The sequence below is a fragment of the Mesorhizobium sp. P2_C7 genome, assembly GCF_056404515.1.
The window spans coordinates 114,665-127,665 of the sequence record NZ_JBFUDW010000009.1 but is presented as its reverse complement, the minus strand read 5'-3'; the positions used below and the strand labels follow the sequence as shown (position 1 = coordinate 127,665).

Here is a 13,001-nt window from a genome sequence, read left to right as displayed (position 1 = left end):
CCCTGCCCTATCGGCCGGCAAAGGCTCTGTCTTTCTTTTGGTGGAAGCACGAAAAACCGTTCCCACTTTTCGGGATCATGCTTTAAGCCCGCCCGGCCCTGCCCGAGGATACGCCGAATCCTTCGATCAGCGCTTCCGTCGCTTGTACATCCTGAAATTGCGCCTGAATTTCGATCAGGTGCCGATAGTTCTCGTCTGTGGGATCGGTGGCGAGCGCCGCTTCCGCCTGTTTCAGCTCCTTATGTAAGGTGCGCGCGCTGCGCTGCAAGTGCAGGGCCTGGCTGAAAGCGTCGCGGGCATCCTCGAGGGCTGCTGTTTCCAGCGCCGGCCAATGCCGCATTCGCCGGATCAGCCCGACCGCCCGCTCCCAGATCTCGGCGCAGCCGGCGCGCTCGATCATTGCCACCACGGCCTGACGGTCATTGGCCATGTCATGCGCCATCGCGTCGAGGATGGCGGCGTGCAGCCGCCTGAGATCGGAGTTGGCGAGATCGAGAAACTCGATATGTGCGAAATTCTCGTCGATCAGCACCGGATGGTTGACCAGCGCGACGATGATCGTCGCCTCGCGCATCGACATCCCCTCGCTGCCGCGCTTGACCAGCGCCGAGCGGCCGAGGCTCTCGGTGATCGGCGTACGTCCGCCGCCGGCCTTGGCGAATTGTCCGCCCGGCGGCGGCGCCTTGCCTTGGCCCGGGCGCCCATCCTGGCGGCCTTGCCTTGTACCGCGCTGCGCGCCGAAGAAGCTCAGCACGCGCTCGCGCATCTCCTGTTGATAGTGATAGCGAAGGCTTTCGTCGCGGATGCGACTGGTCAGTTCGCGCAACGTCTTTTCGAGCTCGGCCCGCCGCTCCGGCGTGTCGAAGACGCCGCCGGCCGTTTCGCGCATCCACAGAAGGTCGGCCAGCGGCCGCGCATCGGCCAGCACGGAACGGAAAGCGTCCGGCCCATCGGCCTTGACCAGGTCGTCGGGATCCTTGCCTTCCGGCAGCAACGCGAAGCGCGCAGAGCGCCCCGCCTGCACCGCCGGCAGGGCCATGTCGGCGGCCCGCCAGGCAGCCTTTAGGCCGGCCTTGTCACCGTCGAAGCACAACACGGGCTCGCCGGCCATGCGCCACAACAGCTCGAGCTGGTTTTCGGTGAGCGCCGTGCCGAGCGGCGCCACGACATTCTCGAAGCCGGCCTGCGCCAGCGCGATCACGTCCATATAGCCTTCGACGGCAATGACCGTGCCGCCCTTGGCAAGCGCCTTGCGGGCACGGGCGAAATTGTAGAGCACGTTGCCCTTGTGGAAGAGTTCGGTGTCGGGCGAGTTCATGTATTTGGCCAACGCATCCGGCGCCAGAGCGCGGCCCCCGAAAGCAATGATCTTGCCACGCGTATCCGGGATCGGGAACATGATGCGGTCGCGGAACCAGTCATAGGAGACCGGAATGTCGTCGCCATACCGCACCAGCCCGCAGGCCTCGATATCGGCTTTGGGAACACCCCTGGCAGCGAGATGCTCCTTCAGGGCATTGCGGCTGTCGGGCGCGAAGCCGAGCCGGAACGATTGCTGCGTGGCCGGTGTCAGCCCACGATCGCGCAGATAAGCGCGGGCTTTCGCACCCTCCGGCCCCTGCAGGCGCTCCTGGAAGAAGGCGCTCGCCATCTCCATGACGTCCGTCAGGCTGGCGCGCTCCTTTTCGCGCCGCTCCTCCTGGGCATCGCGGACAGGCATCGGCACGCCGGCCATGTCTGCGATCTTCTCGACCGCTTCGGGAAAGCTCATGCCGTCGAGTTCGGTGAGGAATTTGAAATGATCGCCCGACACCGAGCAGCCGAAACAATGGTAGCGGCCCTTCTTGTCCTCGCAGTGGAAGGACGGGCTCTTCTCGCCATGGAACGGGCAGCAGGCCCAATAATCGCCGCGCGGCGCGTTGGTCTTCTTCCTGTCCCACGCGACGCGCTGGCCGATCACCGATGAAATCGGAACGCGGTCGCGTATCTCGTCGAGGAAGGCGGGCGGAAAGCGCATCGGGAAACTCGTTTCCCCACCATATAATCATGCCCGCGGAATCCGACGACCCCTAATGCGGACGATGCCCGGTTTCCACAGGGCAAAAAGGCGGCCGTAGCGGGCCGCCCTTCATTCACCTCCAGCAGGGTGCTGGCCCAGACGGGACTTACTGCCCGGCAAGCGCGCCGAAAATGACGCCGGAGAGGAGGCCGACAAGCACATAGTCGTTGCCGACGCGGATCCATTCCTGGCCGCGGCCGGGACGATGCAGGCCATAGCGGCCATAGTCGCGGATCGGCCGGTGCTGCCTCCAACCGGAATACTTCTGGCCATTGCGCCAATGGCTGCGCTTCACGACGTTCTTCTTCTTCACGACACGCTTCCTGACGTCGACGTGCTTGCCGGGCTTTTGCCAGTCGACCTGGCTGTAGGTCGACCGCGGAGCGATCGGCGCATTCATCGGCGCGGCCTGGCCGGCGAGCGACGTGGCGGCCAGCATCGAGAAAGCGAGAGCGGAAAGGACAATGCGTTTCATTGGAAGTCTCCTTGGTTGTCGATGCCCAAGGGATAGTGACCCACCGATGAACCGAAACTGAACACCTGCATTACAATTGTGTAATGAATTCCTTAGCTTATTTAGGAGAGTTGAACATCCTCGCAAAGATCGCGACCAAACACGCGCGATCCGCCGCGCCACAGCAGCCTCGCAATGCAACCATTTGCGCGTCCGTCCATTTTCCGACACCGCCTGTCGCGGCGCAACGGCCTTTGAAATCGACAAGATTTTATTACCCGGCTAATGTAATATCGTCATTCTGGTCACTGCTATGAACATGATTCGCACCCTCGTTTCCCCCACTGATCGCCGCGCTGATCGCATCGCGCACCCCGTTGTCCGCATGCGGAAGGCGACATGAGCGGTTCCGTCGTCCTACTGCATCTGGCCGGCGCCGTGGCGCTGATGCTGTTTGCCACCCGCATGGTGAAAACCGGCGTAGAGCGCGCCTATGGCGACGTGCTGCGCCATCGTCTGCGCGCCACCATGCGCAATCCGATCATGGCGGTGCTGGCCGGCACCGGCCTCGCCATCGCCTTGCAGAGCTCCACCGCCGTCACGCTGCTGGTCGGCTCCTTCGCCGGCTCCGGCATCGTCTCGGGCGCCGCCGGGCAGCTTGCCGTGCGCGGCGCCGAAATCGGCTCGGCGCTGGTGGTCAAGCTGCTGACCTTCGATCTCACCCTGCTGGTGCCGCTCTGCCTGATCACCGGCACGGTGATGTTCATGGCCACCGAGCGGCGCGACTGGCGCCAGTCCGGCCGCATCCTGGTCGGTATCGGCCTTTTGATCCTGTCGCTGGAAATGATCGGCCAGGCATCGGAGCCGCTGCGCAACAGCCAGCTCATGCCGGTCATCATCAATTACTTCTCCAGCGATTCCATCACCGCCTATCTGTTGGCGGCGCTGATCACCTGGCTGTTCCAGTCGAGTATCGCGGCGGTTCTGTTGATGGCGACGCTGGCCGGCCGTGGCCTGATCACGCCGGAACTCGGCGTCGTCCTCATCCTCGGCGTCAACCTCGGATCCTCGATCATCGCGCCGATGCTGACCCGTTCGGCCGGGCCTGCCGTGCGCGTCGTGCCGATCGGCAATCTCCTGATGCGCGGGCTTGGCTCGCTGGTCGTGCTGATCCTGTTCATGACCTTCAGGCCGCATGTCGCCTTCCTCGGCGCAACGGCGGCGGACCAGATTGTCAACGCTCACATCCTGTTCAATGTGCTGATCCTGCTCGCCGGCCTGCCGCTGGCCGGGTTCGTCTACCGCGCCTCGGAGAAGATCGTGGCACTCGGCACCAAGCCGGCGCCGGCCGCCACACTCGATGTCGTCGAGCTTTCCGCGCTCAACGAGAGCGCGCTGGACGTTCCAAGCCAGGCATTGGCCAATGCCACGCGCGAGGTGGTGCGGGTCTGCGAGACCGTCGAGATCATGCTCAAGCGCATCATCGAGCTGTACGAGAGCGCCGATGCCGACAAGATCAAGGCGCTGGCGGCACTCGACGACCGCGTCGACCGCAAGCACGCGGCGATCAAGCTCTATCTGGCCAAGCTTACCAGGAACCCGCTGACCGAGGACGAGGCGCTGCGCTGCCAGGAGTTGATCGGCGCCTGCGTCAAGCTGGAGCAGGTCGGCGACATCATCGTGCGCAACATGCTGGTGCATGTGAAGAAGAAGCTCGAGCGCGGGCTGGAGTTCACGCCCGAGGGCTGGCGCGAACTGTGCGCTTTCCACGCTTCGGTGCTGGCCAATGCGCGGCTCGCCTTCAACGTGCTGGTATCACGCGATCCCGAGACCGCCCGCCAGCTGGTATTGGAAAAGGACCAGCTGCGCGACCGCGAGAAGGAAACCAGCGCCAGCCATTTCGTGCGGCTGCGCGACGGCACCGCCAAGAGCGTCGAGACCAGCTCGATCCATCTCGACACCATCCGCGACCTGAAGCAGATCAATTCGCTTTTGGCGTCGATGGCCTATCCGGTGCTGGAAGAGCGCGGCCTGCTCACTGGATCGCGGCTTAAGGCGAGCGGAGGTTGACCCTGCCGGTCTCCCCGTGAGGGAGATCGGCGTTCCACGCCCGCACGTTCCACTCAAGAAAACCTAAAGTCGCGACCAAAATTTCTGGATTGCCCGCGACGCCCATCCGTGGTTTGAGGCCGTTCCAGCTAGGGCCTTCCCATGTCGCTTCCGCTCATCGCCCTGTTCATTGCCGCCTTCGCTTTCGGCACCACCGAATTCGTCATCGCCGGCGTGCTGCCGCAGGTGGCGGAGGGGCTCGGCGTCTCGGTTCCATCGGCCGGCTATCTCGTATCGGGCTATGCCTGTGGCATCGCCATCGGCGGCCCGCTGCTGGCGCTCGCCACCAAGTCGCTGCCGCGCAAGAGCTTGCTGCTCGGCCTTGCCGTCGCCTTCACCATCGGCCAGGCGGCCTGCGCTCTGGCGCCCGATTTCACCTCGATGCTGTTGCTGCGCATTGCCGTGGCGATAGCGCATGGCGCCTATTTCGGCGTCGCCATGGTGGTGGCGGTCGGTCTCGTGCGCGAAGACCAGCGCGGCATGGCGGTCGCCGTCATCCTGTCCGGGCTCACCGTCTCCAATGTCATCGGCGTGCCGGCCGGCACCGCGATCGGCAACATCTGGGGCTGGCGCGCGACTTTCTGGGTGATGGGTGCGCTGGGTGTCGCGGCAACGCTTGCCATGGCAGCGCTTTTGCCGCGCACCGCTGGATATCAGGCCAAGTCCGCCGGCCTGGCGCGCGAGGTTCGCGTGCTGGCGCGCCAGCAGGTCTGGACTTCGCTGATCCTGATGCTGATGCTGATGATCGGCCAGTTCGGCCTGTTCACCTACATCACGCCGACACTGCTCGAAATCACCGGCCTAGATGAAAGCCAGGTGCCGTGGGTACTGCTGCTCAACGGCGTCGGCGCCACGCTCGGCGTCTTCCTCGGCGGCAAGCTCTCCGACTGGAAGCTGATGCCGTCGCTGATCACCATGCTGGCCCTGCAGGCGGTGACGCTGGCGGTGATCTATGCCGTCAGCCCCTACCCCTTGCCGATGGTTGTGGCGATTGTCGTCTGGGGCGGTCTCAACTTCGCCATCGGCACGCCGATCCAGACCCGTATCCTGGCCTGGACCGCCGATGCGTCCAATCTCGCTTCGTCGCTCATTCCATCCGGCTTCAATGTCGGCATCGCGCTTGCCGCATCGCTGGGCTCGGCGATGCTGAATGCCGGCTACGGCTACCGCAGCCTGCCGCTGCTTGGCGCCATCGCCATGCTGGTCGCCATCGCGGTGGCGCTCGCGTCTTATGTCTGGGAAGGACGCAGCAACGCCACGCCGCCGCTCACGGCCCCAGCCGAGTAGAGCACAAGACAAAAGCGCGTCACCCGCGCCAGCGCAGCAGGCGCATGGCGTTGGCGGTGACCAACACGGTGGCGCCGGTGTCGGCCAGGATCGCCGGCCACAGGCCGGTGATGCCGGCAATGGTGGTGACCAGGAACACCGCCTTCAGCCCGAGCGCCACGGTGATGTTCTGGCCGATGTTGGCCATCACCGCCCGCGACAGCCGCACCATCCGCACGACATCCGTGATCCGGCCATGCAGGATCGCCGCATCGGCCGTTTCCAACGCCACATCGGTGCCGCCGCCCATGGCAATGCCGATGTCGGCGGCGGCGAGTGCCGGTGCGTCGTTGATGCCGTCGCCAACCTTGGCCACCCTCAGCCCCCCGCGCTGCAATTCGCCTACGATGCGCAGCTTGTCCTGAGGCAAGAGCTCAGCCCGCGCCTCGATGCCGAGCGAAGCGGCGATGGCTTCGGCCGTGCGTCGGTTGTCGCCGGTCAGCATCACAGCGCGGATGCCTTCGGCCTTCAGCGCCGCAATGCCGGCCGCCGCATCCGGCCGCGGCTCGTCGCGCATGGCGATCAGCCCGGCCACCACGCCATCGGCCACCAACGCCGAGACGGTCTTGCCCTGGCCGTTGAGGCTGTCGATGGCAAGGCGCTGCGCCTCAGTGATCGCAGCACGTTCGCCCGCCGCCTGGCCGGAGCCGAGGAAGACCGCGACGCCGCCGACGCTGCCCTCGACGCCTTTGCCTGGAATCGCCTTCGCGGCCAAGGCAGGCGGCACCGGCGCCTTGGCGGCCTTGGCCTTGTCCAGTATCGCCACCGCCAGGGGATGGCTGGAGCCCTGCTCAAGTGCTGCCGCCAGCGCCAGCACGGTGCGTTGGTCGCGCCCATAGGCCACGATGTCGGTAACCACCGGTTTGCCCGCGGTCAGCGTACCGGTCTTGTCGAAGGCGACGGCTGTGATCCGGCGAAAGCCTTCCAGCACGGCACCGCCCTTCATCAACAGGCCATGCCGCGCGCCGGTCGCCAGGCCTGCGGCGATCGCCGCCGGCGTCGAGATGACCAGTGCGCAGGGGCAGCCGATCAACAGGATCGCCAGGCCTTTGTAGATCCATTCGTTCCAGTCGCCGCCGGCAACCAGCGGCGGCAGCAGCGCCACCAGCGCCCCAACCACCAGCACAGCAGGCGTATAGTACCGTGAGAAGCGATCGATGAAGCGCTCGGTCGGCGCCTTGGCCTCCTGCGCTTCCTCCACCAGCCGCACCACCCGAGCGATGGTGTTGTCCGACGCTGCTGCCGTCACCCGAACCTTGAGCACGCCGTCGGTGCTGATCGTGCCGGCGAAGACACCGTCCGAGACACCCTTGCGCTTCGGCGTGCTCTCGCCGGTCACAGGTGCTTCGTCGATAGCGCTCGCTCCCTCGACGATCTCGCCATCGGCCGGGATACGATCACCTGGCCGCACCACGATCACGTCGCCGACGACAAGGTCTTCAGCTGGGACTTCGACCGTGCCGCCTGCCCGCTCGACAAGTGCTGTCTTCGGCACCAGGTCGGCAAGGCCTTGGATGCTGGCCCGTGCCCGACCGGCAGCGACGCCTTCCAGCATTTCGCCGATCAGGAACAGCACAACCACTGCGGCGGCTGCTCGGTGGCGCCGATCATCACCGCACCCCCAGCGGCGATGGTCATCAGCATCTCGATCGAGAACGGCGTGCCGGCCAGTGCCGCCATCAGCGCGCGCCGGGCGATCGGCACCAGGCCAACCAGCAGTGCGGCCAGGAAGACCCCGCGCTCGGCCGCCGGAAACAGATGACCGATGCCGTAGGCGGCAAGAAGCGCTGCAGCACAGGCCAGCGTCAGCGCCGCGCGGCGGCCGCGCCACCACGCCTGCCTCGACTCGGCATCGCCGTGGAGATGGGCGGAACCGATGGTCCGCTCGCCGACCGGCTCGCCGCCATGGTCGTGGCCTTCATGATCGTGATCAGCATGATCATGTGCCTTGGCCACTGAAGCACGCCCGTCGATCTTGGCTTCCGCCCTGGCGATGCCATAGCCAAGCCGCGCCACCTGCTGCAGCACCTTGTCGTCGGGCAGTGCATCGCCGTGGCTGACCGTCATGCTGGCGCCGGTCACCGAAACCGAGACGTCGGCGACGCCATCGAGACGGCGCACCGCCGTCTCGATCTTGGCCGCGCAGGAGGCGCAGTCCATGCCGCCGATCTTGAACCGTGTCTGCCTGATACTTGGCTGCCTGAGGGGAGCCGTCATCGCATCACCTGCCTGTCTTGCCCGCGCGGCGTGCCGCCGCGTGAGTCTTGAACCATGATGTCGGACACTGTAATTGCTCTAGTCACTAGAGCTTCAAGAGGCAAAATCATGTTTTCGATCGGCGATCTCTCCCGCCGCACCGGGGTCAAGGTGCCGACGATCCGCTACTACGAGCAGATGGGCCTGGTTGCCGCACCCGAGCGTTCGGAAGGCAACCAGCGCCGCTATGGCCGGCAAGAGCTCGAGCGGCTGGCCTTCATCCGTCACGCCCGCGACCTCGGCTTCGCCGTCGAGGATATCCGCTCGCTCATCGAATTGAGCGGCCACCCCGAGCAGCCATGCGGCCATGCCGACCGGATCGCCGGGGAGCAACTGATCTCGGTGCGGGAAAAGATTGCCCAGCTGCAGCGGCTGGAGGCCGAACTCGAACGCATCGCGTCTTGCTGCGACGGCAATACGGTCGGCGACTGCTACGTCATCCGCGCCTTGTCCGACCACGCGCTGTGCGCCGACGAGCACGGGTGAGGAGGGCTCGCGCGCCCGCTACAGCTCGATCCGGAACCGCAGGCTTTCCGCTCCGCCATAGGCGGCATCCTCGAAGAAACGCTCGACCAGCTTGCCGCCATTGGTCAGGATCACCTTGTGCGACGTCGGATTGCCCGGCTTGGCGGTGATCTCGACATAAGGCAAGCCGACGGCCCTCGCCTCGTCCAGCATCAGCCGCAGCGCCTCGGTGGCGTAGCCACGCCGTCGCTTCCACGGCACCACCGCATAGCCGATATGGCCGAGCACATGCGGCGGCAGCGCAGCCGTACCTGGCTGCCAGCGAAAGCCGATCGAACCTGAAGCTTCGCCGTCCCAGATCCAGCGCCGAAAGCCCGGCAGGCGCGGCACCTTTCTGCCGTCGGGCAAGGTTATAGGGCCGCCCTTGGCCAGAGGGTCATCGAGGTCGGCGAGAAAGGCCACCGGATCCTTTTCGATGGCCGCAAGTTGCTCGCGCGTCGCTTGCTCGAGCCGCACATTGTCCGGCGACCAGCCGCGCTCGAGCGCCGCCTTGTAGGACGGTAAATGTTCAAGCGCGGGTTTGACGAGTTCGACCATTTTGCACCGGCGGAGTAGCTGCGCCGATAAAGTAGCAGCATTATCCGCGAAGGCACGGTCCACCGGGTGTGGCCTCTTGCGACAAGGCCGCATTCCCATCGCTGGAAACGCGGCCTTGTTCTTATCCCTTGGGAGGAACCGACGCTCTGGCGCAACCATTCCCAGGCCGCGCCAGTGCCTTTTGCCGAGCTCAGGCGATATCAAAACGGTCGGCGTTCATCACCTTGGTCCATGCCACCACGAAATCCCTGGCGAATTTCGCCTTGGCGTCTGCGGTCGCATAAACTTCGGCCAGCGCGCGCAGCTGCGAATGCGAGCCGAAGATGAGGTCGGCACGGGTGCCGGTCCACTTGACTTCACCGGTCTTGCTGTCGCGGCCTTCGAACACGTCCTTGGCGTCCGAGGTCGCCTTCCACTCCGTGCCCATGTCGAGCAGGTTGACGAAGAAGTCGTTGCTCAGTGTTTCCGGCAGCTTGGTGAAGACACCGTGCTTCGACTGCCCGGCATTGGCGCCGAGAACGCGCAGGCCGCCGACGAGAACCGTCATCTCCGGCGCCGTCAGCGTCAGCAGTTGCGCGCGGTCGACCAGCGCCTCCTCGACGGTCAGCCGCTGCTTGCCGCTGACATAGTTGCGGAAACCGTCGACGGTCGGCTCCAGCGGTGCGAAGGAGTGAATGTCCGTCTGCTCCTGCGAGGCATCCATGCGGCCCGGCCAGAAGGGAACGTCGACGCTGTGGCCAGCGTCCTTCGCGGCCTTCTCGACGGCGGCGCCGCCGCCGAGAACGATCAGGTCGGCAAGCGAGACCTTCTTGTTGCCGGTCTGCGAAGCGTTGAACGCCTTGCGGATCGCTTCGAGCTTGTCGAGCACCTTGGCGAGTTCCGCCGGCTGGTTGACGGCCCAGTCCTTCTGCGGCGCAAGGCGGATGCGCGCGCCATTGGCGCCGCCGCGCTTGTCGGAGCCACGGAAGGTCGAGGCCGACGCCCACGCCGCCGACACCAGCTGCGACACCGACAGGCCGGACGCCAGGATCTCGGCTTTCAGTGCTGCAGCGTCCTCTTCGTCGATCAGCACATGATCGACCGCCGGAATGACGTCCTGCCAGGGCAGTTGCTCGTTCGGAACCAACGGACCGAGATAGCGCACGAGCGGGCCCATGTCGCGGTGGGTCAGCTTGTACCAGGCGCGCGCGAACGCGTCGGCGAACTGAGCCGGGTTTTCATGGAAGCGCCGCGAGATCGTCTCGTAGGAAGGATCGAACCGCAAAGCGAGGTCGGTGGTCAGCATGGAGGGAGCGTGGCGCTTGGCCGAATTGTGCGCATCCGGCACGCTGCCAGCACCCGCGCCGCCCTTCGGCGTCCACTGGTGCGCCCCGGCGGGGCTCTTGGTCAACTCCCATTCGAAGCCGAACAGATTGTCGAAGAAGTTGTTGCTCCACTTCGTCGGCGTCGTCGTCCAAGTCACTTCCAGGCCGCTGCCGATGGCGTCGCCGCCCTTGCCGGTGCCGAACGTGCTCGCCCAGCCAAGGCCCTGCTGCTCGATGTCGGCGCCTTCCGGCTCCACGCCGACCAGCGTCGCATCGCCGGCACCATGGGTCTTGCCGAAGGTGTGGCCGCCGGCGATCAGCGCGACGGTCTCCTCGTCATTCATCGCCATCCGCGCGAAGGTATCTCTGATATCGCGCGCGGAGGCCAGCGGATCAGGCTTGCCGTTCGGTCCTTCCGGGTTGACGTAGATCAGGCCCATCTGCACGGCACCGAGCGGATCCTGGAGATCGCGGTCGCCGCTGTAGCGCTCGTCGGCCAGCCACTTGCCTTCCGGACCCCAGTAGATGTCCTCCTCGGGCTCCCAGACGTCGGCGCGGCCGCCGGCGAAACCGAAGGTCTTGAAGCCCATCGATTCCAGCGCGACGTTGCCGGTCAGGATCAAAAGGTCGGCCCAGGAGATCTTGCGGCCGTACTTCTGCTTGATCGGCCACAACAGCCGGCGGGCCTTGTCGAGGTTGACGTTGTCCGGCCAGCTGTTCAGCGGCGCGAAGCGCTGCTGGCCTGCCCCGGCGCCGCCACGGCCGTCGGCGATGCGGTAGGTGCCGGCGCTGTGCCACGCCATGCGGATGAACAGCGGCCCGTAATGGCCGAAATCGGCGGGCCACCACTCCTGCGAGTCCGTCATCAGCGCATGCAGGTCCTTGATCACGGCGTCGAGGTCGAGGCTCTTGAATTCCTCGGCATAGTCGAACGCCTCACCCATCGGATCGGACAGCGGCGACTGCTGATGGAGAATCTGGACATTGAGCTGATTCGGCCACCAGTCGCGGTTGACCCTGCCGACGGCTGTGTGCACGACCGGGCATTTGCCCGTGCTGGGGTCGTCAGTTTGTGCGTCCATGTTTTTCTCCGATCGTGGCTGTGTTGAGCTGTTTCAACTGCTGCGTGAACAAGGACAAAGGATGTCCCTGGAAGCGGTCCGTTTCGTGGCTGGCGCATGACCGTATGCCAGATACGCGACCGAATATCTTGGATGTTCCTGTCACTGCGGGCACGCCCCGGACGAAGCCGTCCCTGCTGCTCCTCATCTCCCTTGCAGCTCCTATAGCAAAGCTGCGCGATTAATTTAAGTTGGATTTCCTGATTACAGCGATAAGGTGACATTATGACAAACCTGACGCTGAAGCAGCTGCGCTATTTCGAGGCGTTGGCGCGGCACAACCACTTCGGGCGCGCGGCCGACGCCTGCGCGATCTCCCAGCCTGCCATTTCGGTGCAGATCAGGGAACTGGAGGAAACGCTGGGCACGGAGCTTTTCGAAAGAGGCGCTAGACAGGTCCGGCTGACCAATTTCGGCGAAGAATTCGCCTTGCGCGTCCGCGACATCCTGCGTTCGGTGGACGAGCTCGCCGATCTCGCGCGTTCCTCGCGCGACAGGCTGGTCGGCCGGCTGCGCATCGGCGTCATCCCCACGATCGCGCCCTACCTCCTGCCGACGATCATTGGCAACCTCTCGAGCATGCATGATGGCCTCGATATCCATGTGCGCGAGACGCAGACGCAGAAGCTGATCCAGGAACTGGCGGACGGTCGGCTCGATGCGGCCATCGTTGCCTTGCCGGTGTCCGAACCATCGCTGACGGAAATCGTGCTGTTCGCCGAGGCCTTCGTCCTGGTCCGGCCCGGCGAAGACGAGGGAAAGCCGGTGCCCAATCGCGAAATGCTGCGTGAAATGCGGCTGCTTCTGCTGGAAGAAGGCCATTGTTTCCGCGACCAGGCACTGTCCTTCTGCAACATGCATTCGGCACGGCCACGCGAGTTGCTGGACGGCAGCTCGCTGTCAACCCTGGTCCAGATGGTCAGCGCCGGCATCGGCGTCACCTTGATCCCGGAAATGGCCGTGCCGGTGGAGACGCGCTCGGCGTCGGTCTCCATCGCCCGCTTCAGGAGCCCTCAGCCGTCACGGACGATCGGCATGGTCTGGCGCAAGACCAGCCCGATCGCCAAACAGCTGCTGCGGATTTCGGAAGTCGTTCGGCAGTCGGCCGACGCACTGCGCGCACAGCACAATCCGACACCGATTGCGCACCTGCTGAACCTGACGGCAACCGCCTGACAAACACGCCTTGGTTTCCGGCTTCGCGTGGTTAGCTTGCGGATTGCCTGACCATTTTGAAAACACCGCTTGGGCGGCCTGCTAAACAAGATGTGTTTCGCCGATTGGCGCGAGGCGATTTATGATCGATTCGC

The 13,001-nt window shown here is 65.0% G+C and carries 8 protein-coding genes and 1 pseudogene; 4 read left to right on the top strand and 5 right to left on the bottom strand.

The window, feature by feature from the left end; all coding sequences use genetic code 11:
- Nucleotides 1-82: 82 nt before the first annotated feature.
- A complete protein-coding gene (gene dnaG / locus AC1D2G_RS19880) occupies nucleotides 83-2,017 on the bottom strand; it encodes a DNA primase (RefSeq protein WP_477416028.1) in 1,935 nt (644 codons plus the stop codon).
- A gap of 148 nt (nucleotides 2,018-2,165) precedes the next feature.
- Nucleotides 2,166-2,534, bottom strand: a complete 369-nt coding sequence (locus AC1D2G_RS19875; protein ID WP_477416026.1) for an RcnB family protein — start codon at nucleotides 2,532-2,534, stop codon at nucleotides 2,166-2,168.
- A gap of 378 nt (nucleotides 2,535-2,912) precedes the next feature.
- On the opposite strand from AC1D2G_RS19875, the gene AC1D2G_RS19870 reads away from it, so the two are divergent.
- Entirely contained in the window at nucleotides 2,913-4,583 is a 1,671-nt protein-coding gene (locus AC1D2G_RS19870) for a Na/Pi cotransporter family protein (RefSeq protein WP_477228123.1), read from the top strand.
- Between the two features lie 141 nt (nucleotides 4,584-4,724).
- Entirely contained in the window at nucleotides 4,725-5,909 is a 1,185-nt protein-coding gene (locus tag AC1D2G_RS19865) for an MFS transporter (RefSeq protein WP_477416024.1), read from the top strand.
- A gap of 19 nt (nucleotides 5,910-5,928) precedes the next feature.
- Here the strand turns inward: AC1D2G_RS19865 and AC1D2G_RS19860 are convergent.
- Nucleotides 5,929-8,165 (bottom strand): annotated as a pseudogene (locus AC1D2G_RS19860) (heavy metal translocating P-type ATPase).
- 108 nt (nucleotides 8,166-8,273) lie between these two features.
- Here AC1D2G_RS19860 and AC1D2G_RS19855 point away from each other — a divergent pair.
- The gene (locus AC1D2G_RS19855; RefSeq protein ID WP_477416022.1) at nucleotides 8,274-8,690 is read left to right on the top strand and encodes a MerR family transcriptional regulator; all 417 of its coding nucleotides are present in this window, start codon (nucleotides 8,274-8,276) and stop codon (nucleotides 8,688-8,690) included.
- A gap of 18 nt (nucleotides 8,691-8,708) precedes the next feature.
- Here the strand turns inward: AC1D2G_RS19855 and AC1D2G_RS19850 are convergent, their stop codons facing one another.
- The gene (locus AC1D2G_RS19850) at nucleotides 8,709-9,266 is read right to left on the bottom strand and encodes a GNAT family N-acetyltransferase (RefSeq protein ID WP_477416020.1); all 558 of its coding nucleotides are present in this window, start codon (nucleotides 9,264-9,266) and stop codon (nucleotides 8,709-8,711) included.
- Between the two features lie 190 nt (nucleotides 9,267-9,456).
- Complete coding sequence (gene katG, locus AC1D2G_RS19845; RefSeq protein ID WP_477416018.1) at nucleotides 9,457-11,652, bottom strand: catalase/peroxidase HPI; 2,196 nt, start codon at nucleotides 11,650-11,652, stop codon at nucleotides 9,457-9,459.
- 264 nt (nucleotides 11,653-11,916) lie between these two features.
- Between katG and AC1D2G_RS19840 the strand changes: the two genes are divergently transcribed.
- Complete coding sequence (locus AC1D2G_RS19840; protein ID WP_477228129.1) at nucleotides 11,917-12,867, top strand: hydrogen peroxide-inducible genes activator; 951 nt, start codon at nucleotides 11,917-11,919, stop codon at nucleotides 12,865-12,867.
- Nucleotides 12,868-13,001: the final 134 nt, after the last annotated feature.